Below are 23,196 nucleotides of genomic sequence, written 5' to 3'. Positions count from 1 at the left end.
GCCAGCCTCTTGTATGAATCGCGGCATGGCTGCCCTGCGTGTCGGTGAGAATCCGTCGCGCGCGATGCGACAGACGGGATTCGAAACAGGCGACGCGCATCGCACGCGCCGCCCTGCACTACTGTTTACTAGTGACGACTACGGCCGCACGTCACTGGCAGGCTTCGCACTCTTCGAAGCCCGGGTCGCCCGGACGCATCATGCACACGGGCCCCTCGGCTTCCGGTGCGGAGGCAGCCACCGCTTCAGCCGCCGTGGCCGGTGCCGATTGCAGCACCGTCGAACCCGCGTTGCCGCCAGACGCACCGAAGCCCGCGCCGCCACTGAACGCACCACCGGCACCACCGGCACCGCTGCCGCCATCGCCGTTAGTCGGCACGGCATTCAGCGCGCCATGCGCGACCGTCGACTTCTCGACGTGCGTGGCCGCCATCGTGCGCAGGTAGTACGTGGTCTTCAGGCCGCGGATCCAGGCGAGCTTGTAGATCTCGTCGAGCTTCTTGCCCGATGCGCCCGCCATGAAGATATTCAGCGACTGCGCCTGGTCGATCCACTTCTGGCGGCGCGAAGCCGCTTCGACGAGCCACGTCGGGTCGACTTCGAACGCCGTCGCGTACACCGCGCGCAGATCGGCCGGGATGCGGTCGATGCGCGAGAGCATGCCGTCGAAGTACTTCAGGTCGGCGACCATCACTTCGTCCCACAGGCCGCGTTCCTTCAGGTCGCGCACGAGGTAGTCGTTCACCACCGTGAATTCGCCCGAGAGGTTCGACTTCACGTAGAGGTTCTGGAACGTCGGCTCGATGCAAGGCGAGACGCCGATGATGTTCGAGATGGTCGCGGTCGGCGCGATCGCGATGCAGTTCGAGTTGCGCATGCCGTGCGTGGCAATGCGTTCGCGCAGCGAGGTCCAGTCCATCGACTCGCTCGAATCGACTTCGACGTAGCCGCCGCGCTGTTCGGCCAGCAGCTTGAGCGTGTCCTGCGGGAGGATGCCGCGGTCCCACAGCGAGCCGCGGTAGGTCGAGTAGCGGCCGCGCTCTTGCGCGAGCTCCGTCGACGCCCAGTACGCGTAGTAGCAGACGGCTTCCATCGAGCGATCGGCGAACTCCACCGCTTCCTGGGAAGCAAACGGCGTGCGCAGGAGGTGCAGGCAGTCCTGGAACGCCATGATGCCCATGCCCACCGGACGGTGCTTCAGGTTCGAGTTACGCGCCTTCGACACCGCGTAGTAGTTGATGTCGATGACATTGTCGAGCATGCGCATCGCCACGCTGACGGTGCGCTTGAGCTTGTCGTGGTCGAGCGCGTAGCTGCCGTCGGCCTGCTTGACCATGTGCGCGACGAGGTTCACCGAGCCCAGGTTGCAGACGGCGATTTCGGTGTCGCTCGTGTTCAGCGTGATTTCCGTGCACAGGTTCGACGAGTGGACGACGCCCACGTGCTGCTGCGGCGAGCGCACGTTGCACGGATCCTTGAACGTGATCCAGGGGTGGCCCGTCTCGAACAGCATGCCGAGCATCTTGCGCCACAGCTGGGCGGCCGGCATCTTCTTGAAGAGCTTGATCTCGCCGCGCGCGACCTTGTCTTCGTAAGCCGTGTAAGCCTGCTCGAACTCGGCGCCGAACTTGTCGTGCAGGTCCGGGCAGGTGGACGGCGAGAAGAGCGTCCAGTCCCCGCCTTCCATCACGCGTTTCATGAACAGGTCGGGAATCCAGTTCGCCGTGTTCATGTCGTGGGTGCGGCGGCGGTCGTCGCCGGTGTTCTTGCGCAGTTCGAGGAACTCTTCGATGTCGAGGTGCCACGATTCGAGGTACGCGCAGACCGCGCCCTTGCGCTTGCCGCCCTGGTTCACGGCCACGGCCGTGTCGTTCACCACCTTCAGGAACGGCACAACGCCCTGCGACTTGCCGTTGGTGCCCTTGATGTGCGAGCCGAGCGCGCGCACGCGCGTCCAGTCGTTGCCGAGGCCGCCCGCAAACTTCGAGAGCAGCGCGTTGTCCTTGAGCGCTTCGTAGATGCCGTCGAGGTCGTCGGCAACCGTCGTCAGGTAGCACGACGAGAGCTGCGAGCGATGCGTGCCCGAGTTGAACAGCGTGGGCGTGGACGACATGAAGTCGAACGTCGAGAGCACGTTGTAGAACTCGATCGCACGCGCTTCACGGTCGATCTCGTTGAGCGAGAGGCCCATCGCGACGCGCATGAAGAATGCCTGCGGCATTTCGATACGCGTGCCGTGCACGTGCAGGAAGTAGCGGTCGTAGAGCGTCTGCAGGCCGAGATAGCCGAACTGCAGGTCGCGGTTCGCGTCGAGCGCGTTGCCGAGGCGCTTCAGGTCGAACTGCTGGAGCTTGTCGTCGAGCAGGCCGGCTTCGATGCCGCGCTTGATGAACTGCGGGAAATACTCGGCGTAACGCTGGGCCATTTCGGCCTGCGTCACTTCCTCTTCGAGAATTTCGCGACGGATCGTGTGCAGCAGGAGACGCGACGTGACCTGGCTGTACGCCGGATCCTTTTCGATCATCGTGCGCGCGGCAAGAATGGCCGAGTCGTAGACCTGCGACATCGGCACGCCGTCGTAGAGGTTCTTCACCGTTTCCGCCACGATCGGATCGGGGATCACGGCATCGCCAAGACCGTCGCACGCCGAAACGATCAGCGCGCGCAGCGCGTTCAGGTCGAGCGGACGGGTCACGCCGTTATCGGTGACGTTCAGGCCCGGCGCGGCCGGCGCCGCGGCTTCCTGGGCGACGCCGCGCTCCTGGTTGCGCTTCTCGCGGTAGAGCACGTAGGCGCGCGCCACGTTGTGCTCGCCGCCGCGCATCAGCGCGAGCTCGACGTGATCCTGGATGTCTTCGATATGGAACGTGCCGCCGTTCGGCCGGCTGCGCACGAGCGCGCGCACGACGCTCTGCGTGAGCTGCTCGACGAGTTCGCGCACGCGTGCCGACGCCGCGCCCTGCCCGCCGTTGACCGCCAGAAACGCCTTCGTCAGCGCGATCGCGATCTTCGAAGGCTCGAACGACACCACGCTGCCGTTGCGGCGGATCACCTTGTAGTCGGCGAACTGCGTCGCGTTCGTCTGGCCCGCTTGCGGCTGGCCGCCCAGTGCGTGCGCGGCAGGCGCGCCTTCATACCGGGTCGAGACGTTATCGGTCGTTTGCATGTGCAAAGCTCCTGGTCCTGGAAGTGTGCGAAGCGTATTCGCGGATTAAAACGGACGCCGCGCCCCCGTGTGCGCGGACGATATTGCGGAGAAAAAAAGCCAGCCTGGCGAGGCTGCCGGATGCGGCAAGGCTGATGGGACAAACGGGACGCCGGTCTTCATCGTGGATGCCGCGATCATTGGCTGTACCTTCTTTCTCGATTACAGCCGGTGCGCCGGTTCTCTTGGCCGGATGCACCGCACAAAGTTCTTTTCCCTATGCCGGGAACACGCGCGGCGCCGTGCTTTTCGAGCGGGGCGCCGCAGTACGACACAACATATGGTGTAAAGCTCTGTTTCAGGTACAAAGTATAGTGGAACTTGCCGGGTGGTCAAACGCCTTTTTTTACTGGTTCCATCTTGACAAGGCGTAAGCCCCGACAGCGCGGGCGTTGCCGCCGGACACACGTTCGAATGGTCTGCTTCGGGCCCGGGAACACGCGCGCCGCAGGCGCGGGGCGTGCTCAAATGGTGGGCAAAACGCCGTGTTCCGGACACGCTCGCTGCGCGTCACGACGCCGCGTTTTGCTTGTTTGGCTCGTTTTGCGCCGGACGACGATAGGGGAAGTACGTATCGCCGAGTTGCGTCTCGCGCTGCAGCCGCGCCCAGTCGAAATACGGACCGGGATCGGTCTTGCGGCCCGGTGCAATGTCGGAGTGGCCCGCGAGCGCCTCGACCGGATAGTGCGCGGCAAGCGCCTTCACCAGCGCCGCGAGCGTCGCATATTGCGCAGGTTCGAACGCGGCGGTGTCGCTGCCTTCGAGCTCGATGCCAATCGAAAAATCGTTGCACCGCTCGCGGCCGAAGAAGTCGGAGACGCCCGCATGCCACGCGCGCTCGTCGCAGGAGACGAACTGCTCGAGCGCGCCGTCGCGATGGATCACGAAGTGCGCCGAGACACGCACGCCGCGCAGATGCCGATCGAAGTACGGATGCGCGTCGCAATCGAGACGGTTGAGGAAGAGATCGGCGATCTCGGGGCCGCCGAACGTGTCCGGCGGCAGGCTGATGTTGTGCACCACGACGAGGGTCGGCACGGCGCCCGCGGGCCGCGCTTCGAAGTTCGGAGACTGCAGATGGCGCGCGGCTGGAACCCACCCCCGCGCGTCCACCTCGAACGACGGCGACGCCGCGCTCATCGCGCCGCGCGGTCCTGGCCCGCGTGACGCGCGGCATAGGCGCGCGCGTGCTCGTGGCTGCAGAACGACTGCGAGCCCATCGTCACCGAATCGCTCTGCGGCGCATGCACGCCACACTCGGCGCAGCGGACCATCAACTCAGGCAGCGTGCCGCCGCGGCCGCTCTCGTTCGCGGCGCCCGCGCCGTTCGGCGCACGCCACGCGCCCTGCCCGTTCTGCTGGCCGGGGCGCGACTGCGGCTGCGCACGGCGCAGCGCCTTGACGAGCCACTGGCCGACGACGAAGAGCAGGATAAGGAAAAAAATCTGTCTCATAGGTTCAACACGGAGGTCCAACGCAGAGGTTCAACGCGGGAATCGACACGCACTCAGACAACCGGGCGGTGCAGCAGCACCTCGAAGACGAACCGGCTGCCGACATAGGCCAGCAGCAGCGCAACGAACGACGCGATCACCCAGCGAAGCGCGGCACGGCCGCGCCAGCCCGAGACCTTCCGCGCGGTGAGCAGCGCGCCGAACATGAGCCACGAAAGGATCGCGAACACGGTCTTGTGATCGAGCGAGAGCGGCCGGTCGATCAACTGCTCGCTAAATACGATGCCGGAGACGAGCGTGAGCGTAAGCAGCACGAAGCCCGCGCCGATCAGGCGGAACAGCAGCGTCTCCATGGTGAGGAGCGGCGGCAGCGTCTCGATCCAGTTCGAGAGCCAGCCGCCACCGCGCGTGCCGGCATTGCGCTGGAAGCCGCCGCCGCGCAGCGCATGCAGGCGGCGCTCGACGGCAAGCATCAGCACGGCGTGCAGCGCGGCGATCGCGAAGAGCCCGTAGGCAACGTTGGCGATGACGAAATGCAGCTTGAACATTGGCGCGGCGGCATACGGCAGCACGCGCACGCCGCCGAACGCGAGCGGCAAGAGCGACGCCAGGGCCGCGAGCGGCAGCAGCAACAGACGCAGCCCGTCGAGCTGGAAGAAAAAGCTCTCGATCCAGTAGATGCCCGCGCCGAGCCAGAACATCGCCGACAACGCAAACGCGAAGCCGAAGATCATCTCGTGGGCGGGGAAGATCGTCATGTGCAGCAGCACGCCGTGCGCGGCGAGCGCGACGAAGAGCAGCGTGCGCGAGAGCGGCCCGAAGCTGCGCGTGCGGGCGGTGCCGGTGGCCGCGGCACCCGACATCGCCACCGGCACCGCGGGCACGCCGCCGAGCAGCGGCTCCATGCCGGCGTGACGCAGCGCGCGCCAGTCGGCGGCGCACAGTCCGCCGTACAGGAGCACGGTGAGGGCATACAGTACAATATCCATGTTCGAAGTTTACTATAGGCCCCTTGGCGCGCGCCGGATTGACCCCGCGCGCGTAAGGTCCGGGCCGCACTGCTCACCGCTCCCCATGCTCGACAATCTCACTCAACGGATGGCGCGCGTCGTCAAGACGCTGCGCGGCGAAGCCCGGCTGACCGAGGCCAACACGCAGGAAATGCTGCGCGAGGTGCGACTTGCCCTGCTCGAGGCGGACGTCGCGCTGCCCGTCGTGCGCGAGTTCATCGCCAAGGTCAAGGAAAAGGCGCTGGGCGAGGAAGTGATCGCCAGCCTCTCGCCGGGCCAGGCGCTCGTCGGCGTGGTGCAGCGCGAACTGACCGCGGTGATCGGCGGCGACTACGAAGGCAAGGCCGCCGAGCTCGATCTCGCCGTCACCCCGCCCGCCGTGATCCTGATGGCCGGTCTGCAGGGCGCGGGCAAGACCACCACGGTCGGCAAGCTCGCCAAACTGCTGCGCGAGAAGTACAAGAAGAAGGTGCTCACCGTTTCCTGCGACGTCTATCGTCCGGCCGCTATCGCGCAGTTGAAGACGGTGACCGAGCAGGTCGGTGCCGACTTCTTCCCGTCGCAGCCCGACCAGAAGCCCGTCGATATCGCCAACGCGGCCGTGGACTGGGCGAAGCGCCACTATCACGACGTGCTGCTCGTCGACACGGCCGGCCGCCTCGGTATCGACGAGGCGATGATGCAGGAAATCGCCGCCTTGCACGCGGCGCTCAAGCCGGCCGAAACGCTCTTCGTCGTCGACGCGATGCTCGGCCAGGACGCCGTCAATACCGCCAAGGCGTTCAACGACGCCCTGCCGCTCACCGGCGTCGTGCTCACCAAGCTCGACGGCGATTCGCGCGGCGGCGCCGCGCTCTCCGTGCGCCACATCACGGGCAAGCCGATCAAGTTCGTCGGCGTGGCCGAAAAGCTCGACGGCCTCGAAGTCTTCCACCCGGACCGCATGGCGAACCGGATCCTCGGCATGGGCGACATTCTCGCGCTCGTCGAGGAAGCGCAGCGCGGCGTGGACGTGCAGGCCGCCCAGAAGCTCGCCGACAAGGTCAAGAAAGGCGGCGACTTCGACCTCAACGACTTCCGCGCGCAGCTCTCGCAGATGAAGAAGATGGGCGGCCTCTCAACGCTCATGGACAAGCTGCCCGCGCAGTTCCAGCAGGCCGCCGCCGGCGCCGACATGGGCGTCGCCGAAAAGCAGTTGCGCCGCATGGAGGGCATCATCAACTCGATGACCCCCACCGAGCGCGCCAAACCCGACCTCATCAAGGCTACGCGCAAGCGCCGCATCGCGGCCGGCGCGGGCGTGCAGGTGCAGGAAGTGAACCGCATGCTCAACCAGTACGAGCAGATGCGCACGATGATGAAGAAACTGAAGGGCGGCAACCTGCAAAAGATGATGCGCGGCATGAAGGGCATGATGCCCGGCATGCGCTGATTTGCCGGACCCGGTCGCGGCGCAGCTCCCGTGCCGCGACCGGGCTCCCGGGGCTCACCCGTAACGCGGCGCGCAAGCTGGAATGCGCGGGTTTATGCTGTAGCGCGCGCCGACGTTATTTTCCACACTTCACAGCTACAGCTACGGTCCCGCCAGAGTCATGAATCGCGAAGAAGCCCTCCACATTTTCCGCCACTCCGAAGAAATCGTTTCAGAGGGCGAGGTCAATGCGTCGATCGGCCGGATGGCCGAAGCCATCCGTAGCGAAATCCGCGAGGACTTCCCACTCGTGCTGTCGGTGATGGGCGGCGCCGCCGTGTTTACCGGCATGCTGCTGCCGCACCTCGATTTCCCGCTCGAGTTCGACTACATCCACCTCACCCGCTATCGCAACGCCATCAAGGGCAGCGCCGAGATGCAATGGCGCGTCGCGCCGCGCGAATCGGTGAAAGACCGGGTCGTGATCGTGCTCGACGACATCCTCGACGAGGGCGAGACCATGGCCGCGATCCGCGACCGCATCCTCGCGATGGGCGCGAAGCGCTTCCTCTCGGCCGTGCTGTGCGAAAAGATCATTCCGAAGGCGAAGCCGCTCCACCCCGACTTCTGCGGGTTCTCGGTGCCGGATCGCTATGTGTTCGGCTGCGGCATGGATGCGAAGGGCTACTGGCGCAACCTGCCCACTATCCGCGCGCTGACCGAAGGCGCCTGAATCGCGTCGCCCCGTGCTCACGCGGGAGCGGACGCACCATGAAGAAAGCGGCCCGCGGGCCGCTTTTCTGTTTGTGCCGCGGCAGCACCGGACTCAGAGGTGATGCACGAAATTGCTGATGCCCGCGAGGATCATCTCCACCGAAATCGCCACGAGCACGAGCCCCATCAGCCGCTCGAACGCCGTCACCACGCGCTCGCCAAGCCATTGCTGGATGCGCTCGGACAGCACCAGCACGCCCGCGCAGACCACCATCGTCACGGTGAGCGCGCCGATCCATTCGTAGAGCTTACCGGGCGCCTGCGAGGTGAGCAGCATGACCGTGGCAAGCGCGGAAGGCCCCGCCAGCGCCGGAATGGCGAGCGGCACGATGAGCGGCTCGCCGCCCTTGTCGCCGCCGCCGAACGGGCCGCCCGGATGCGGGAAGATCATGCGCAGCGCGATCAGGAACAGCACGATGCCGCCGCCGATGCGCAGCGACGTGTCCGTGAGCCCCATCATCCGCAGAAAGCCGTTGCCGGCCACCATGAAGATGAGCAGGATCGCGAACGCGATCGCCACTTCCCGCAGGATCACGATCGCCCGACGCGACCGCTCCACATGGTGCAGGCACCCGATGAAGAGCGGAATGTTGCCGAGCGGATCGGTGATGAGGAGGAGCAGGACAGTCGCGGAAAGGAAGCTGTATTCCATCGCTTCCTGGCCGCTTAGCGCGCGAGCGCCGCGCGGACCTTCTGCGCCACCGCCTGCGCGGCCTCTTCGGCCGGCAGCAGGGTCGGCTCGGCGTCGCGGCGGCCCTGATACTCGATCTTGCCTTCCTTCAGGCCCCGCTCGCCGATCACGAGACGATGCGGTACGCCGATCAGCTCCCAGTCGGCGAACATCACGCCCGGACGCTCGCCGCGGTCGTCGAGGATCACATCCACGCCGGCCTTCACGAGCTCGTCGTAGATGCGTTCGGCGTGCTCGCGCACGAGTTCGCTGCGGTCCATGCCCATCGGGCAGAGCACCACCTCGAACGGCGCGATCGATTCCGGCCAGATGATGCCCTTCTCGTCGAAGTTCTGCTCGATCGCCGCGCCCAGGATACGCGTGATGCCGATGCCGTAGCAGCCCATCTGCATCGGCGCGGGTTTGCCGTTCTCGGCGAGGAAGGTCGCGCCCATTGCATCGGAATACTTGGTGCCGAGCTGGAACACATGGCCCACTTCGATGCCGCGGCAGATGTCGAGCACGCCCTTGCCGTCCGGCGAGGGATCGCCCTTTTTCACGTTGCGGATGTCGGCAACGACCGGCTCCGACAGGTCGCGGCCCCAGTTCACGCCCGTCGTGTGGAAGTCCGCAACGTTGGAGCCCACCACGAAGTCGCTCATGTTCGCGACCGTACGGTCCGCGATCACCTTGACGGGCTTCTTCGTGTTGAGCGGCCCGAGGTAGCCCGGCGGCGTGCCGAACCATTCGACGATCTCGGCCTCGGTCGCGAAGCGAAAGTTGGCGAGGCCTTCGAGCTTCGCCGCCTTGATCTCGTTCAGGTCGTGGTCGCCGCGCAGCATCAGCAGCCAGATCGTGGGCTCGGCGCCTTCGTTGTCGGTCGCCAGAATGATCGACTTGATGGTGCGCTCGAGCGGAATGCCGAGCAACGTCGCCACGGCCTCGCACTTCGCCGCACCCGGCGTCGACGTCTTCGTGAGGGCCTCGGTGGCCGGACCGCGCGCGGCGACGAGCGGCAGCGCATCGGCGGCTTCGACGTTCGCCGCGAAATCCGAGGTCGGGCAGTAGGCGATATCGTCCTCGCCCGTTTCGGCGATCACGTGAAACTCGTGCGAGCCGCTGCCGCCGATCGAGCCATTGTCGGCCGCGACCGCGCGGAACTGCAGACCGAGACGCGTGAAGATGCGCACGTAGGCGTCGTACATCTTCTGGTACGAGCCCTTGAGGCCTTCGATGTCCTTATCGAACGAGTACGCGTCCTTCATGATGAACTCGCGGCCACGCATCACGCCGAAACGGGGACGGATTTCGTCGCGGAACTTCGTCTGCACCTGATAGAAGTTCACCGGCAGTTGACGGTAGCTCTTGATCTGGTTGCGCGCGATGTCGGTCACGACTTCCTCGTGCGTCGGGCCCATCACGAAATCGCTCTGCTTGCGATCCTTGAAACGCAGCAGTTCCGGCCCGTATTTTTCCCAGCGCCCCGATTCCTGCCAAAGCTCGGCCGGCTGCACGGCCGGCATCAGGAGCTCGATCGCGCCCGCGCGGTTCATTTCCTCGCGCACGATCTGCTCGACCTTGCGGATCGAGCGCAGGCCGATTGGCAGATAGTTGTAGATGCCGCCCGCGACGCGGCGGATCATGCCCGCGCGGACCATCAACTTGTGGCTGACGATTTCGGCGTCAGCCGGCGCTTCCTTCAGGGTGCCGATAAAGAAACGGGAGGCTTTCATTCAGATTATCCAAAGGCGGCGGCCCGGTGAGAGACCGCCCGAAAGAGTCCAACGATGGAGTTCACAGACCCGACATTATGACAACGCCCCATGCGCCGCACCGATGACGCCAGCCGGCCTTGCGGCGAACGCTGCTTGCGCGCTCGCCGCAAATCGCGCCAATCTTCCGGCCGCCGGGTGCGTGAGGACCGTTATCTGTTTATAATCAAAGCAATTTTAAAGGATTCGAAGGTGGTTGTATGCTGGATCGTGAAGGCTTTCGCCCGAACGTCGGCATCATCCTCTTGAACGCGCACAACGAGGTGTTTTGGGGCAAGCGGGTTCGCGAACATTCCTGGCAGTTTCCGCAAGGGGGCATCAAGTATGGTGAGACCCCCTTGCAGGCAATGTATCGGGAGTTGCACGAAGAAACCGGGCTGCATCCTGAGCACGTCAAGATTGTCGGTCGCACGCGCGACTGGTTGCGTTATGAGGTGCCGGACAAGTTCATCAAGCGCGAAGTGCGCGGCCATTATCGCGGTCAGAAACAGATCTGGTTTCTGCTGCGCATGGTCGGGCGCGATTGCGATATCTGCCTGCGGGCAACGGAGCATCCCGAGTTCGATGCGTGGCGCTGGAACGATTACTGGGTACCGCTCGAAGCGGTCATCGAGTTCAAGCGCGACGTCTATCAGCTCGCGTTGACCGAGTTGTCGCGCTTCCTGCGGCGCGCCACCGCGCCGCGCCAGGAGCGCGGCATGCACGCTCACGAGGTCCGCTATCCGCGCATCGTCACGTCGGCACATGCCGATGCCGTGCAGGCCGCCCCGGCGCTGGAAAGCGACTGTGGGGACGACGGCGGGAGTATGATCGTGCCTGCGCCGGACGAGCACGACTAAGCCTGTCACGACGGACGGCGCGCCGGGGGAGAACCCGCGGCAAGAACCGGCGACGCGACCCCACGGTTCGCGCCGCCGTTCGTATTTGCGGCGCTGTGCTTTTGGCCGGGCCGTTGCTTCGAAGGAAAATCAATTTGAAACGATTGGCTCTCGCCGTGGCATGCGCCGCGGCCGCAAGTAGTGTCCTGCTGGCCGCCTGCAGCAGTTCCGGCCCCACCAACAAGGACGATAGCACGTTCGTCTACCTGTTCGACCGCCAGGGCAGCTGGAAGGAAAACGCGCTCGAAGGGCTGCCGCCCATGCCGCAGGCCGGCGCGAAGCTGCTGCCGTTCGACGTCTCGAACGACACGTCGCTCAAGTTCGCGATCGATCCGGCCTCGCTGACGGTCGGCTCCGACGGCGTCGTGCGCTACACGGTCGTCATCACGAGCCCGAGCGGTGCGCGCAACGTGAACTACGAGGGCATACGTTGCGACACGTACGAGTGGCGCCTCTACGCAAGCCTCGATGCCGACCACAACGCCTGGGACCAGACCGTCGCCAACGACTGGTCGCGTATCGAGAACGGCTCGCTGAACGCGTATCACGCCTCGCTCTATCAGGACTATTTCTGCGCGAACAAGATGCCGGTGGCGAAGGCTCAGGTCATCGTCGACAACCTGCGCTACGGCCGCACGCAGGCGTCGCTGATCCACTGACGCCCTGCCCGGAACGGCATAAAAAAAGCTGCCCCGGCTCGATGCCGGCGCAGCTTTTTTGTCGCCCGTATTTCCCCTGGGGATTTGAGGCGCAGTTCAAACCAGCACGAGATTGTCGCGGTGAATCAGCTCCGGTTCCAGCATGTAGCCGAGCACGCCCTCGATCTCGCCGCTCGGATGACGCTGGATCAGCTTCGTTTCGGCGCTGCTGTAGTTCGTGAGCCCGCGCGCCACCTCCACGCCCGCACTGTTCAGGCACGCAATGACTTCGCCGCGCGCGAACGCACCCTGCACGCCGATCACGCCGATCGGCAGCAGACTCTTGCCGTCCGCGGTGAGTTTTTGCACGGCGCCGTCGTCGATCAGCACATGGCCGCGCACCTGCAGGTGATCGGCCATCCATTGCTTGCGGGCCGCCATGCGGGCCGTGCGGGCGATGAGCTGCGTGCCGATCGCCTCGCCCGCGGCAAGGCGCACGAGCACGTCCGCCTCGCGGCCGCTCGCAATCACCGTGTTCGCGCCGCTGTGCGCCGCGCGCTTGGCGGCGAGGATCTTGGTAAGCATGCCGCCCCGGCCGAGGCTCGACCCTGCACCGCCCGCCATCGCCTCGAGTTCGGGCTTGCCGGCGTCGGCCTCGCGGACCAGCGTTGCGGCCGGATCCTTGCGCGGATCCGCCGTATAGAGCCCGCTCTGGTCGGTGAGGATCACGAGCGCGTCGCCTTCGATGAGGTTCGCGACGAGGGCGCCGAGCGTGTCGTTGTCGCCGAACTTGATCTCGTCGGTGACGACCGTGTCGTTCTCGTTGATGATCGGCACGACCCCGAGACGCAGCAGCGTGAGCAGCGTCGAGCGCGCGTTCAGATAGCGTTCGCGGTCGGCGAGATCGGCATGAGTGAGGAGGATCTGCGCGGTGCGAATGTCGTGCCCGGCAAAACTGCTTTCGTACACCTGCGCAAGCCCCATCTGGCCGACCGCCGCCGCCGCCTGCAACTCGTCGATCTCGCGCGGGCGCTTGCTCCAGCCAAGCCGTTGCATGCCCTCGGCGATAGCACCCGAGCTGACGAGCACGACCTCGAAGCCTCGCTCGCGCAGCGCTGCGATCTGCGAAGCCCAACGGCCGATCGCCGCATGATCGAGCCCGCGGCCATCATTGGTGACAAGGCTCGAACCGACTTTCACTACCAGACGCCGGGAATCGGCAATGACGGAACGCATGCTGCGCGGTCTCCCAAATAGCTGATGACGCGTAAAGCTGCCGGCGCGCCATGCGCGCCGGAGAGGGCGAAGATGGGTTATTCCTGCGATGCCTGCGGCTGAACGCCCTCCTCGCCCGGCGTGTCGCGAAAACGCACGTCGGACGCGAGATCTTCCGCCTCGGCCGCGCGGCGCGCGTCCGAATGGGCCGCGATGTAGTCATACACCGCATAGCAGAGGTTTTCGCAGCCCTGGCCCGTAAGCGCCGAAATCTCGAAGACCGGACCGCCCCACTCGAAGCGTTTCACGAAGTCGGCAGCGCGCGCGGCGCGCTCGTCTTCGGGCACCATGTCGAGCTTGTTCAGGACAAGCCAGCGCGGCTTTTGATAGAGCGTTTCGTCGTACTTGCGCAGTTCCTCGACGATGGCCTTCGCCTCGGCCACCGGATCGACGGACTCGTCGAACGGTGCGAGATCGACCAGATGCAGCAGCAGATTCGTACGCTGCAGGTGCCGCAGGAACTGATGACCGAGCCCCGCGCCCTCCGCGGCGCCTTCGATCAGGCCCGGAATGTCGGCGATCACGAAGCTCTTGCTCGGCCCCACGCGCACCACGCCCAGATTCGGCGCGAGCGTCGTGAACGGATAGTCGGCGATCTTGGGCCTGGCGTTCGAAACCGCCGAGATGAACGTGGACTTGCCCGCGTTCGGCATGCCGAGCAGGCCGACGTCGGCCAGCACCTTCAGCTCGAGCTTGAGCATGCGGCGCTCGCCGGGCTTGCCGTCGGTTTTTTGGCGCGGCGCGCGATTCGTGGACGACTTGAAATGCAGGTTGCCGAGGCCGCCCGCCCCTCCCGTTGCGACGACCACGCGCTGGTCGTGCTCGGTGAGGTCGGCGATCAGTTCGCCCGTTTCGAGATCCGAGATGGCCGTGCCCACCGGCATGCGCAGCGTGATGTCGTCGCCGCCCTTGCCGTAGCAGTCCGAGCCGCGGCCGTTCTCGCCGTTGCGCGCCTGGTGCTTCTTCGTATAGCGGTAATCGATCAGCGTGTTGATGTTGCGGTCCGCGACCACGTAGACGCTGCCGCCCCGCCCGCCGTCGCCGCCGTCCGGGCCGCCGAACGGGACGAACTTTTCGCGCCGCATCGACGCGCTGCCATCGCCCCCATCGCCGGCGATGACTTCGATCTTCGCTTCGTCAATGAACTTCATGCGTTACTCCGTCCCGTAATCGGTGAGTGTCGTTATTGTGCCCACGTATTTTGCTCGCCGCCGCGGAGCTTGCCCACCTGGCCGGATGGCCAGCGCCCCGCGAAACGCCGCAAAGCCCAGGGATCCGCACGCGAATAAACAAAAGGCCCCGCAAACCTCGCGGGGCCTTCCTTGCGGCGCTTTTTAGCCCGCTCGCGAGCGGGCTAAAACTCAGGCCGCTACCGGAACGACGTTGACCATGTGCTTCTTCATTGCGCCCTTGGTCGAGAACGTGACGTGGCCGTCGACCAACGCGTAGAGCGTGTGGTCCTTGCCGATGCCGACGTTGTTGCCCGGGTGCATACGCGTGCCGCGCTGGCGAACGATGATGCCGCCGGCGAGGATCGCCTGACCGCCGAACACCTTCACGCCAAGTCGTTTCGACTCGGAATCGCGGCCGTTACGGGAAGAGCCGCCTGCCTTTTTGTGTGCCATTTGTTTGCTCCTTTACCTGCGTGCGCTTACGCGTTGATCGCGTCGATGCGCAGTTCGGTGTAGTTCTGGCGGTGGCCGCCATGCTTCTGGTAGTGCTTCCGGCGACGCATCTTGAAGATGGTCACTTTGGCGTGACGACCGTGCGACACAACGGTGGCCTTGACGGAAGCCCCACTGACCAGCGGCGTACCGAACTTAATCGATTCGCCTTCGCCCACTGCGAGAACCTGGTCGAGCGTGATTTCTGCGTCAATGTCAGCCGGTATCTGTTCTACTTTAAGTTTTTCGCCAACGGCAACCTTGTATTGCTTGCCGCCGGTTTTTATGACCGCGTACATTGAGAACCTCACTCTGAGAATACTTTCCAGACACACTGCGCGCTGGAAACCTTAGATTATACATAGAGTTAGCGGCACAGTCAAAACTCACAGCCAAACCACCTTGACAGCCGCCGCGCTCTGTCGGCACGTGCATGGCGGCAAATCCCCGTGCAGCGCCGAAAGCACCGCCTGGCGGGCGCTTTCCGAGTCTTCCCCCTGGACTGAAGGCCAATCTGGAGGCTCCGCGGGGTCCGACGTTCACGCGATTCGCCTTATAATCCGCGGCACTACCCCTATTTGCCATCATGTCGTCCACCGCCACCCACACCCCCAGCGCAGCTGCCCTGCTCGCCCCGATTGCCGCTGACATGGAGCAGGTCAACCGCGTCATCCGGCAAAGCCTGGCGTCCGAGGTGATGCTGATCAACCAGATCTCCGAGTACATCATCGGCGCGGGAGGCAAGCGGCTGCGCCCGGCGCTGCTGCTGCTCGTCGCGGGGGCGCTCGGCGATCGCAGCACGCATCGTCACGAACTTGCCGCTGTCGTGGAATTCATTCATACGGCGACGCTGCTACACGACGACGTGGTGGACGAATCCGACCTGCGGCGCGGCCGCCAGACGGCCAATGCGCTCTTCGGCAACGCTGCGAGCGTGCTCGTGGGCGACTATCTGTACTCGCGCTCGTTCGAAATGATGGTGGGCGTGGGCAAGATGCGCGTGATGGAGATTCTTTCCCAGGCCACCACGATCATCTCCGAAGGAGAGGTGCTCCAACTCCTGAACATGCACGACGCCGACGTAGATGTATCGCGCTACATGCAGGTGATCCGCTACAAAACGGCCAAACTGTTCGAAGCGGCGGCGCAGCTTGGCGCGGTGCTTTCGGGGTCGGATGCACGAACGGAAGAGGCGGCCGCCGAGTTCGGCCGGCGCATCGGCACGGCATTCCAGCTCATGGACGACTGGCTCGACTATGCGGGCACGGCCGAGGCGATGGGCAAGAACGCCGGCGACGACCTGCGCGAAGGCAAACCCACGCTGCCGCTCATCTGGCTGATCGAACACGGCACGGCGGCGGAAGCAGCGCTCGCTCGCGAGGCGATCGAACAGGGCGGCACGACGCGCTTCGACGAAATCTTCGCGGCCATCACGCGCTCGGGCGCGCTCGATCACACGCTGGAATGTGCAAGGGCCGAGGCACAGGCCGCTGCCGACGCGATTTCGGCCTTCCCCCCTTCCATTTACAAAGAGAGCCTGCTAGAATTATGCTCTTACTCGACGACGCGCCAGTCTTAATTAAAACGCAGTGCGCTGAAGAGTCCAGCAGCAAATTCGGGGTGTAGCTTAGCCTGGTAGAGCGCTACGTTCGGGACGTAGAGGCCGGAGGTTCGAATCCTCTCACCCCGACCAGAATTCAAGGCTCGTAAGTAATTGATTGAATTGGGAAACCAAGCCAGTCAAGGACTTACGGGCCTTTGTCTTTTCCGGCATCGTCAATCTACCTTGTCAATCCGCGTGTCGAAATGTGCGGATGGACGACATGACGACACTGCCTCCTGGACTGGAACCGCATCCCCAAAGCGGGATCTATCAGCTCCGCATCGGCATTCCCAAGCACCTTCAGCACCTGTTCCCTCGCACGAGCAGCGGCAAGCTGGCGACCGATGCTTACAGAGCCAGTCTCAAGACCCGCAATCGCGCTGAAGCAATCACCATCGCACACCAGCTGATAGCCGAACACCGAGTCCGGTTTCAGGCGCTGGAAGACAGTACGCGCCCCGCGCCATTCGTCCCGCTGTCAGAAGAGCTAGAGGCTTACATCGCCCAAGCTGTACAAAACCTGGTCTTGACGCTGGATGAGCAAACCCGTGTCACCCCTCGACTGGTTGGCGCCTACAGGGGCCACACATCCAATGCCGATCAGGCGACATGGGAACAAACGGGAGATTTTCTAACCCACGAGCAAGTCGCAGCAGCGCAACGGTTTGACCAGGAACAGCTTCAGGCTTGGAAGACAGCATTAGCGCGGGGCGACTTCTCGGCCAGCCTCCTTGCATAAGGCTCATGTATTCCAGTTCAGATCTGCAAGGGTCCTGGAAACAACGGATATGCGACGAGCGCGCACAGACCGGCCGCGAACCACACGCCTGCCCACGATCCTGCCACAAGCAGGTGGGGGATCGTGAGCGGTGTGAGAAAGAGGCCGACGTAGACCACCGTGTTTGCCATGCCGAGCGCAGTGCCGGCGCGCGACATGCCGGCGAGCGTCGCAAGTTCCGTATAGGCCACGCCATGCCACGCCGACACGCAAATTCCTGCGATTGCGATCATCGCCGCCAGAGTCATGGCACCGAGTGATATATGCACCGCCAATGCAAGCGCGATGAATGATGCCATGGCGACCAGCGTCGAGCCACGCAAAAAAGCACGTCGGTTTCCACGGCGATCGGTAAAACGCCCGCTCCACACTCGCATCACCATTGCGCCTAGCTGCACGACGACCATCGTTACCGAAATCGTACCGATGCCGAGATGCGCGAGGTCGTGCAGAAACACGGTGGCAAAGGTCAGCACGGCAAATTGCGGCGCGCACAGAATGCCGATACCCAGCACGACCCGCCAGATCTGCGCATCGCGTAACGGTACCGCCTGCGGTGAAGTGGGATGGCCGGCCGGCGTAGTGCTCGCGAACGACGGCTCGTGCAGCCAGCGCCACGCGAACGCCGCCGATACCGCACACATCGCAGCCAGTACACCGTACACCATTGCAAATCCATGTGCTGCCGCGAGCCACGGCAGTATCAGCGCGCCGAGGCCGCCGCCGAGCGGCACGGCGGTCTGCCGGATACTCATTGCGAGCCCTCGCTCTCCATCGCGGAACCAAGCCATCACCGCTCGTCCGCTCGATCCGTTCACGCTGCCGCCCAACAGGCCGACGAGACACATAGCCATCACCAACCAGCCGAGAGTGGGCACTCCCGCAGTGGACGGTGCGACGAGCCACGCCATCGCCACGAGCGTTGCTGCGGTGCTTAGCAGGCCAGTGAGCAGCACGGGGCGATCACCCCAGCGATCGGTCAGGATACCCCACGGCAATTCTGAAAGCGCGACGCCGAGCCCCATCGACCCAAGCGCAAGACCTAGTTCGGCCGTGCTCAGGTGATAACCGGAGCGCAGCCAGACCGCCGTGGTGGGAATTCCGGCTGCAGCCGCCGAGAAGCTCGCGTTCGCCGCGACGCCTACGCCAAGCACTTTCCACCGATGTGCGGCCTCTCGCTCGGTTGACGCGACCATTGCCGTTTTGGGTGTCGCCATATCGTTGACTCCGGAATTTGACACATCCAGTTTCGCTCCTTACGATTATTCTGAATATCGGAAAATAATGAAGTAATCGTTCGATAAAACGGGATGATTGATTATGGGCCACGTCGACTTCGATGTCTCCGTGTTGCGGAGTCTTGTCGCAGGAATGGAGTTGCGGAGCTTCGCGAAGGCTGCTGATCGCGTCGGGCGCTCTACTTCCGCGATCAGTGCGCAGCTTCGTAAGCTTGAAGAACAGGCCGGAACGCCGCTCTTTCGCAAGTCCGGGCGCGGCCTCGCGCTGACCGAGGCGGGGGAAACGATGCTCGCCTACGCGCGGCGCATGATCGAACTTAACGACGAAGCTGCCGTCGCCGTTCGCGGGGTCGATCTGGAGGGTTGGGTCCGGCTCGGCATGCAGGAGGATTTCGGCGAAGCGGTTCTGCCAGAAGTGCTCGGGCGCTTTGCACGTGCGCATCCGAAGGTGCGGATCGAGGCGCGCGTTGCGCGAAATGCCGAACTGCTGGAGCGCATCGAGACGAAGCAACTCGACCTTGCGCTGGTCTGGGGAGATGAAGCGCTTTCCGTCCATAATGCACGCGGCTTTTCGAGCAAACCTATAGCTTCCCCGCCGATGTCCTGGATCGGTTCGTCAACGGTGCCATGGAACCTGGGGTCAGGCGAACCGCTGCCGCTGGTCGCGTTCGATCGGCCTTGCTTATTTCACAGTGCGGCCATCGCGGCGCTCGACCGGGCGGGCATGTCGTGGCGTGTGGCGTTCACCAGTCCGAGCCTCTCAGGATTGTGGGCGGCAGCAGCAGCCGGCCTCGGCCTCACTGTGCGAACGCGCTACGGGTTGCCGGCCACCACCCAGCCACTTGAGGCCCTTGCACTCGGCCTGCCTGAGTTGCCGTCGATCCAGTTAGCCTTGCTGCACACGAACATCCACACGACACCGCTGGTCGACCGGCTCGCCGCAATCGTGCTGGAGTCCTTTCGTAGCGCCCCCGCGCCGTGGGAGCGGGTAGCCGCATGAAAATGCCAGCTTTTTAGCTGCCATTTGTTGATACGCCGATTGTTGATGATCTGGGCCGTCATCCGAATGTCCCAAGCTGGCGGCGCACTCGACGGCTGAGTACAGTGATCGTCGCGGGCGATGCCTATCATGCGAGGGGCATGAAGCGACTCACAGGGGATGGTCGATCCACATGAAAGCGGACGCTCTACCAACTTTCAACCAGCGAGATTCGGTTGGAGGGTCAATCAGTAGCACTGATGTTCGGCTCTGCAATTTTTGCGCGCTGCATCGTTGCAAATCGCTTGGTGCCCCACTGCACGATCATTGCCAAGACTGAGGCCTCGACGAAGGCCGAAACTGGACGCTGGTAAGACAGTGAGAACGAAAGCAGCAAACAAAATGCTGCAAACGAGAACCTGCCAAGCACCATGCCCCGAAGCAGCGAGATCACGAAGGCTGGCCCGTGTGCTCGGTGTGAAGACACCGATAGAACGATACCGAGCAGTGGAAATACTGCGAGCAACCCGCTCCACGAGGGGCCGGCCCAACCGGATAACGAAGTAACCAGTAACGTCAGGGCCGCGCCAGCAACCATTCTGCCTATCAGATCGGACCGCGTAAGCGGCGCACCTGCTGCGACCGCGGAGCTGCGCGGCAAGAACGACTGCCCAAAGCACACAGCCGCGAGGGCGGCGGTTGCGGCCCAAATAGGTGAAGTTGGCAGCATTGATAGGCCACACGCGGAGATAAACCACGTGATGAGCCCGACAGCTAACGCCTGCGGCCACGAGCGTGAGCGGCAGGTCCATGCATATGCGAAATTGAATGCTTCTGAGGCGAGGATTGCGGCAAGGGACAGCGTGGCAGCGTGCGCGCCGAAGCTCGGGCCGTGCGCGAGCACAAGAATGAATAGAATCGGACCGGCAACCACGGGTAGACCCGCCAACCAGCCAGCGGTAGATGGCCCCCACCATTTACCCGACATCGAAACGACGAGCAAGAACAGCGGGACAAGCGTTAGTTTGAGCGCGAGCATGCCGAAATCGAGTGGATTTAAAGTGCGATCTTACCGTTGCCCACGCGCGCAAAACTTCACTGTAACCGCCGAACGGCTGCTATGCGGACACCGCGATGAAAGACCGCTCGTGGCCGCGCTACGCCCCACGACCAAGTACAACGATCGCTTCGGGCGCACGCTTAATGCAACAGGTGTGAGACGACCCGGAAGAGCCCTTCAGCTTTTCGGGTCAAATAGCCGGCAGGTGGCCGGCTACCGCCAGTGGCGAGGTAGCACATCATGATGACGGGCGTTTCGCCGAGCACCGTGCCGTCGTCCAGCACGAGCGTCGGCAGGAATACGCGCGGATTGATGAAGCGGCAGGCGTCGGGAACTGCTCTATGGTCCAGGGATCGACAGGAACTGGCGGGATGTCGATGGCCTTTTCCGCAATCGGGATGCGGATGCTGCGCGAATTGGGCAATCCGCTGGCGTGATAAGGCTTCGCCCCCGACTGAGAACCCTACGGCGAACGGTCAGTTCGATGCCGGGACCGGAGCCGAAGCTGCGCCAGAAGATGCAGCCGGCTTGTGCCAGGAATGTTTTATGTGCGGGCGCCCATGCTGGTTGCGGAACAACTTGTCGGCAACCGCCTTCTGATCGTTGGACAGCGAGGCGTAGAGCGCACTGAATGCGGTCGCGAGCTTCTGCATGTTGTCGGCATGCAACTGAGCCAGCGATGCATAAGACTTCATCGCGTCGTCGGCACTCAACGACTCCAGTTTTTGAGCACGATCCCGTATTGCAGCGTCGGTGCTATGAGCGTTGTCGCGCATGACCTGTGCATACGCATCCCACTGCTGCGACTGCTGGGCGGTGATCTTCAATTCGGAATGGAGTTGGTCAATCCGTTGCTCCACGAAGTCGCCATGCTTCTGCGCTTGATGTGCAACAGCGGAAGATGCGGCGACCGGACTACTTGCCGCCGTCGTTTGCGCCCACGCGGAAGTGGTGCAGAAGGCAAGGACGAACAAGGTGGGAACAACAGTCTTACGGACCAATTTTTTCATGGCTGGATGCTCGCTGATAGATGGGCTGCAGGCAACAACTGTGCGTCGCTCTGACGTTCCATGTGTTGGTGCCGCGCCATGGCACGTATTTTAGTAACCGGCTGGGTAACTGTTTGGATAGTAGTAGGCGCCCGGGGGCGGTGGGGGCGGGGGCGCGGAATAGACATCGGCTGGCGGTGCCTGCGTCGCGTTCGAAATGGCCGCGCCAGCGACAGCGCCAAGGAGCGCGCCCACAACCAGGCCACCGACCAGGTCGCCACCACCATACCCGCCACCGCCGTGATACCCGCCGCCGCCGTGATACCCGCCGCCGCCGTGATACCCGCCACCGCGATACTCGGGTCGGCCGTAACCGCCACCACCACGTCGATCGTGTTGGGCTTGCGCGGGTAGCGCCGATGTCGCTGCAACGATGGCGATTGTCGCCATCGCAGACCAGCGACGTAGGGAAGTACGGGAAATCAGGATCATCGGCTCAAGACTCCTGGCGTTGGATGAATTCCGGATGATACGACGGACCGGTATTGACGCGTCATCAAAAAGTCTACGCGTGTATTCGAAGAAGGTCGTTGGACAGTCATCAGCAGCTTCAGATAACCTGACGCCAATACGTCGCCAAACGGCTTGGCATATTGCTGTGTTACTGCAAATAGCCGTGGCCTGTTCGATTTAATAGGGGCAACTCCACCCTGTTCTTGAAGCTGCTTGATGAGGGAACCGCTGGATCGACGCAGGTTGGGCAGAAGGAGATCGAGCAGGCATTGCTGCCATCGCTGGCTTATAACATCGTCAACGGCAACGCCCTGATCGATGTCGACTTCGACGAAGACGACCTATACCCCGAAGACTCCCACAGCCCGCACCCGCCTCCATTCACTCCGTTACTGCTGGATTGTCGCCCCCTTCAGCAGCCCGGCCGTGAACAGCGCCGCCGCTTTCTCCAATGCGAGCGCCTGCAGTTGCTGTGCGATGGTCGCTTTCGCCTGATCGAACGCCGGCACCTGCGTTGGCCGCATCGCGTCCACCTTAACGATTGCATATGGGCCGCTACCGTCCTTTCCAAGGGCAACAGACTGCGGCGTCACACCACCCGCCGGAAGCTGCGCAATCGCTTGTGCCACGGCAAGCGGCAAGCCCTGGGTCTTGCCGTCTTCCGCGGGAGTCTTGAAGCTGACCCACGGCAGCTCGCCCCCGGCCGCCGCACTCGGCGCCTTGCTGTACTGGCGCGCCAGTGCGTCGAATGGCTGCCCCGACTTCAGTTGCGCAAGCACGATCGTCGCCGTCGCCTCATCCGGCACCACGATGATCCGCGGCTTGTATTCCACCCTGCCCAGCGACGCAACGATCTCGTCGTAGCGGGCCTTGACCTGCGCATCCGTGACGGGCTCGGCGTGAATGTTGTCCTTCAGATAGAGCTGCATTTCGGCGTTCGTCTTCGCCACGTCCATCGCCTGCTGCACCTCAGGCTTCGTGCCATAACCCGCCTTCTCTGCGTTCTGGCGGAACAGCTCACGCGCGATGAGCTGCTGCTTCACCGCCTGCCGCAGTTGCGGTGTGTCGGCCTGATGGCCAACCTGCACCGCCACGCGTACCGCCTCGTCGAGCTGTACGTCGGAAATGCTCACGCCGTTGACGACGGCTGCCGTGCCCGCGGGTAGCCCCGCCGCAGGCGCGTCCGCTGCGTGAGCAAACGTCGGCGCGAACACGCTCAGCGCAACTGAAGCAAACGCCGCTACGCATGCGGCACGAATCGTGTTGTCGAGTCGAAACATGGATT

General features: G+C 63.8%; 21 protein-coding genes and 1 tRNA gene. 8 read left to right on the top strand and 14 right to left on the bottom strand.

All coding sequences use genetic code 11. The features are described 5' to 3' along the window. Positions 1 to 151 precede the first annotated feature (151 nt). The 4 genes from WJ542_RS06350 to WJ542_RS06335 all read right to left on the bottom strand — a co-directional run bounded on the left by WJ542_RS06350 (position 152) and on the right by WJ542_RS06335 (position 5,648). A complete protein-coding gene (locus WJ542_RS06350) occupies positions 152 to 3,166 on the bottom strand; it encodes a ribonucleoside-diphosphate reductase subunit alpha (protein WP_411188467.1) in 3,015 nt (1,004 codons plus the stop codon). 549 nt (positions 3,167 to 3,715) lie between these two features. Then, on the bottom strand, positions 3,716 to 4,345 hold the full coding sequence (gene ampD / locus WJ542_RS06345; protein ID WP_411188466.1) for a 1,6-anhydro-N-acetylmuramyl-L-alanine amidase AmpD: 630 nt from the start codon (positions 4,343 to 4,345) through the stop codon (positions 3,716 to 3,718). Continuing rightward, complete coding sequence (locus WJ542_RS06340; RefSeq protein WP_411188465.1) at positions 4,342 to 4,659, bottom strand: PP0621 family protein; 318 nt, start codon at positions 4,657 to 4,659, stop codon at positions 4,342 to 4,344. Before WJ542_RS06340 ends, ampD begins: the two co-directional genes overlap by 4 nt. Positions 4,660 to 4,712: 53 nt before the next feature. Further along, positions 4,713 to 5,648 (bottom strand): cytochrome C assembly family protein, encoded by a 936-nt coding sequence (locus WJ542_RS06335; RefSeq protein ID WP_411188464.1) that lies wholly within the window; start codon positions 5,646 to 5,648, stop codon positions 4,713 to 4,715. Positions 5,649 to 5,733: 85 nt separating this feature from the next. Here WJ542_RS06335 and ffh point away from each other — a divergent pair, with 85 nt between their 5' ends. Together ffh and WJ542_RS06325 are read left to right on the top strand one after the other, a co-directional pair. Continuing rightward, entirely contained in the window at positions 5,734 to 7,101 is a 1,368-nt protein-coding gene (gene ffh / locus WJ542_RS06330; RefSeq protein WP_411188463.1) for a signal recognition particle protein, read from the top strand. Between the two features lie 160 nt (positions 7,102 to 7,261). Continuing rightward, on the top strand, positions 7,262 to 7,813 hold the full coding sequence (locus tag WJ542_RS06325) for a hypoxanthine-guanine phosphoribosyltransferase (RefSeq protein ID WP_411188462.1): 552 nt from the start codon (positions 7,262 to 7,264) through the stop codon (positions 7,811 to 7,813). 93 nt (positions 7,814 to 7,906) lie between these two features. On the opposite strand, the gene WJ542_RS06320 is transcribed toward WJ542_RS06325, so the two are convergent. Beyond that, positions 7,907 to 8,506, bottom strand: coding sequence for a MarC family protein (locus WJ542_RS06320; RefSeq protein ID WP_411188461.1), 600 nt, complete (start codon positions 8,504 to 8,506; stop codon positions 7,907 to 7,909). 14 nt (positions 8,507 to 8,520) lie between these two features. Beyond that, a complete protein-coding gene (locus WJ542_RS06315; RefSeq protein WP_411188460.1) occupies positions 8,521 to 10,257 on the bottom strand; it encodes a proline--tRNA ligase in 1,737 nt (578 codons plus the stop codon). A 239-nt stretch (positions 10,258 to 10,496) separates the two neighbouring features. On the opposite strand from WJ542_RS06315, the gene WJ542_RS06310 reads away from it, so the two are divergent. Both WJ542_RS06310 and WJ542_RS06305 read left to right on the top strand, forming a co-directional pair. Then, complete coding sequence (locus tag WJ542_RS06310) at positions 10,497 to 11,135, top strand: RNA pyrophosphohydrolase (protein WP_411188459.1); 639 nt, start codon at positions 10,497 to 10,499, stop codon at positions 11,133 to 11,135. Between the two features lie 134 nt (positions 11,136 to 11,269). Further along, on the top strand, positions 11,270 to 11,833 hold the full coding sequence (locus WJ542_RS06305) for a CNP1-like family protein (RefSeq protein WP_411188458.1): 564 nt from the start codon (positions 11,270 to 11,272) through the stop codon (positions 11,831 to 11,833). Positions 11,834 to 11,929: 96 nt separating this feature from the next. Here WJ542_RS06305 and proB read toward each other — a convergent pair whose 3' ends face one another. The 4 genes from proB to rplU form a co-directional block, all read right to left on the bottom strand. Beyond that, positions 11,930 to 13,048: a glutamate 5-kinase gene (gene proB / locus WJ542_RS06300; protein WP_411188457.1), complete on the bottom strand. Its 1,119-nt coding sequence runs from the start codon at positions 13,046 to 13,048 to the stop codon at positions 11,930 to 11,932. A 77-nt stretch (positions 13,049 to 13,125) separates the two neighbouring features. Next, entirely contained in the window at positions 13,126 to 14,238 is a 1,113-nt protein-coding gene (gene cgtA, locus WJ542_RS06295) for an Obg family GTPase CgtA (RefSeq protein ID WP_411188456.1), read from the bottom strand. Positions 14,239 to 14,448: 210 nt separating this feature from the next. Then, positions 14,449 to 14,712, bottom strand: a complete 264-nt coding sequence (rpmA, locus tag WJ542_RS06290) for a 50S ribosomal protein L27 (protein WP_411188455.1) — start codon at positions 14,710 to 14,712, stop codon at positions 14,449 to 14,451. Positions 14,713 to 14,738: 26 nt separating this feature from the next. Continuing rightward, positions 14,739 to 15,050 (bottom strand): 50S ribosomal protein L21, encoded by a 312-nt coding sequence (rplU, locus tag WJ542_RS06285; RefSeq protein ID WP_006025184.1) that lies wholly within the window; start codon positions 15,048 to 15,050, stop codon positions 14,739 to 14,741. Between the two features lie 287 nt (positions 15,051 to 15,337). On the opposite strand from rplU, the gene WJ542_RS06280 reads away from it, so the two are divergent. The 3 genes from WJ542_RS06280 to WJ542_RS06270 all read left to right on the top strand — a co-directional run bounded on the left by WJ542_RS06280 (position 15,338) and on the right by WJ542_RS06270 (position 17,093). Further along, positions 15,338 to 16,330, top strand: coding sequence for a polyprenyl synthetase family protein (locus tag WJ542_RS06280; RefSeq protein WP_411188454.1), 993 nt, complete (start codon positions 15,338 to 15,340; stop codon positions 16,328 to 16,330). 37 nt (positions 16,331 to 16,367) lie between these two features. Continuing rightward, positions 16,368 to 16,444 (top strand) — tRNA-Pro (locus WJ542_RS06275). Between the two features lie 121 nt (positions 16,445 to 16,565). After that, positions 16,566 to 17,093 carry a DUF6538 domain-containing protein gene (locus tag WJ542_RS06270; protein WP_411188453.1) on the top strand — a complete coding sequence of 176 codons (528 nt, stop codon included), beginning with the start codon at positions 16,566 to 16,568 and terminating at the stop codon, positions 17,091 to 17,093. A gap of 17 nt (positions 17,094 to 17,110) precedes the next feature. On the opposite strand, the gene WJ542_RS06265 is transcribed toward WJ542_RS06270, so the two are convergent. Beyond that, a complete protein-coding gene (locus WJ542_RS06265) occupies positions 17,111 to 18,349 on the bottom strand; it encodes an MFS transporter (protein ID WP_027796857.1) in 1,239 nt (412 codons plus the stop codon). 103 nt (positions 18,350 to 18,452) lie between these two features. On the opposite strand from WJ542_RS06265, the gene WJ542_RS06260 reads away from it, so the two are divergent. Then, positions 18,453 to 19,370: a LysR substrate-binding domain-containing protein gene (locus WJ542_RS06260; RefSeq protein WP_411188452.1), complete on the top strand. Its 918-nt coding sequence runs from the start codon at positions 18,453 to 18,455 to the stop codon at positions 19,368 to 19,370. Positions 19,371 to 19,593: 223 nt separating this feature from the next. Here WJ542_RS06260 and WJ542_RS06255 read toward each other — a convergent pair whose 3' ends face one another. From WJ542_RS06255 to WJ542_RS06245, 3 genes are all read right to left on the bottom strand, one after another. Beyond that, on the bottom strand, positions 19,594 to 20,388 hold the full coding sequence (locus tag WJ542_RS06255; RefSeq protein ID WP_411188451.1) for a hypothetical protein: 795 nt from the start codon (positions 20,386 to 20,388) through the stop codon (positions 19,594 to 19,596). 497 nt (positions 20,389 to 20,885) lie between these two features. Further along, the gene (locus tag WJ542_RS06250) at positions 20,886 to 21,419 is read right to left on the bottom strand and encodes a Spy/CpxP family protein refolding chaperone (protein WP_411188330.1); all 534 of its coding nucleotides are present in this window, start codon (positions 21,417 to 21,419) and stop codon (positions 20,886 to 20,888) included. A gap of 881 nt (positions 21,420 to 22,300) precedes the next feature. Beyond that, complete coding sequence (locus tag WJ542_RS06245; RefSeq protein WP_411188450.1) at positions 22,301 to 23,191, bottom strand: peptidylprolyl isomerase; 891 nt, start codon at positions 23,189 to 23,191, stop codon at positions 22,301 to 22,303. Between the last annotated feature and the right edge of the window lie 5 nt (positions 23,192 to 23,196).

Origin of the sequence: Paraburkholderia yinzeri, from assembly GCF_046581065.1 — a bacterium.
Taxonomy (GTDB): Bacteria; Pseudomonadota; Gammaproteobacteria; order Burkholderiales; family Burkholderiaceae; genus Paraburkholderia.
This window is presented reverse-complemented; position numbering and strand designations above follow the sequence as displayed.

What these genes read in the sequence shown, in the direction of transcription:
- WJ542_RS06325 (WP_411188462.1), top strand. Translation starts at nt 7,262, where the DNA reads ATGAATCGCGAAGAAGCCCTCCACATTTTCCGCCACTCCGAAGAAATC.
- ffh (WP_411188463.1), top strand. Translation starts at nt 5,734, where the DNA reads ATGCTCGACAATCTCACTCAACGGATGGCGCGCGTCGTCAAGACGCTG.
- rplU (WP_006025184.1), bottom strand. Translation starts at nt 15,050, where the DNA reads ATGTACGCGGTCATAAAAACCGGCGGCAAGCAATACAAGGTTGCCGTT.
- WJ542_RS06350 (WP_411188467.1), bottom strand. Translation starts at nt 3,166, where the DNA reads ATGCAAACGACCGATAACGTCTCGACCCGGTATGAAGGCGCGCCTGCC.
- WJ542_RS06315 (WP_411188460.1), bottom strand. Translation starts at nt 10,257, where the DNA reads ATGAAAGCCTCCCGTTTCTTTATCGGCACCCTGAAGGAAGCGCCGGCT.
- WJ542_RS06245 (WP_411188450.1), bottom strand. Translation starts at nt 23,191, where the DNA reads ATGTTTCGACTCGACAACACGATTCGTGCCGCATGCGTAGCGGCGTTT.
- WJ542_RS06270 (WP_411188453.1), top strand. Translation starts at nt 16,566, where the DNA reads ATGGACGACATGACGACACTGCCTCCTGGACTGGAACCGCATCCCCAA.
- WJ542_RS06280 (WP_411188454.1), top strand. Translation starts at nt 15,338, where the DNA reads ATGTCGTCCACCGCCACCCACACCCCCAGCGCAGCTGCCCTGCTCGCC.
- WJ542_RS06320 (WP_411188461.1), bottom strand. Translation starts at nt 8,506, where the DNA reads ATGGAATACAGCTTCCTTTCCGCGACTGTCCTGCTCCTCCTCATCACC.
- WJ542_RS06310 (WP_411188459.1), top strand. Translation starts at nt 10,497, where the DNA reads ATGCTGGATCGTGAAGGCTTTCGCCCGAACGTCGGCATCATCCTCTTG.
- WJ542_RS06255 (WP_411188451.1), bottom strand. Translation starts at nt 20,388, where the DNA reads ATGCTCGCGCTCAAACTAACGCTTGTCCCGCTGTTCTTGCTCGTCGTT.
- WJ542_RS06265 (WP_027796857.1), bottom strand. Translation starts at nt 18,349, where the DNA reads ATGGCGACACCCAAAACGGCAATGGTCGCGTCAACCGAGCGAGAGGCC.
- WJ542_RS06260 (WP_411188452.1), top strand. Translation starts at nt 18,453, where the DNA reads ATGGGCCACGTCGACTTCGATGTCTCCGTGTTGCGGAGTCTTGTCGCA.
- proB (WP_411188457.1), bottom strand. Translation starts at nt 13,048, where the DNA reads ATGCGTTCCGTCATTGCCGATTCCCGGCGTCTGGTAGTGAAAGTCGGT.
- ampD (WP_411188466.1), bottom strand. Translation starts at nt 4,345, where the DNA reads ATGAGCGCGGCGTCGCCGTCGTTCGAGGTGGACGCGCGGGGGTGGGTT.
- WJ542_RS06340 (WP_411188465.1), bottom strand. Translation starts at nt 4,659, where the DNA reads ATGAGACAGATTTTTTTCCTTATCCTGCTCTTCGTCGTCGGCCAGTGG.
- cgtA (WP_411188456.1), bottom strand. Translation starts at nt 14,238, where the DNA reads ATGAAGTTCATTGACGAAGCGAAGATCGAAGTCATCGCCGGCGATGGG.
- rpmA (WP_411188455.1), bottom strand. Translation starts at nt 14,712, where the DNA reads ATGGCACACAAAAAGGCAGGCGGCTCTTCCCGTAACGGCCGCGATTCC.
- WJ542_RS06250 (WP_411188330.1), bottom strand. Translation starts at nt 21,419, where the DNA reads ATGAAAAAATTGGTCCGTAAGACTGTTGTTCCCACCTTGTTCGTCCTT.
- WJ542_RS06335 (WP_411188464.1), bottom strand. Translation starts at nt 5,648, where the DNA reads ATGGATATTGTACTGTATGCCCTCACCGTGCTCCTGTACGGCGGACTG.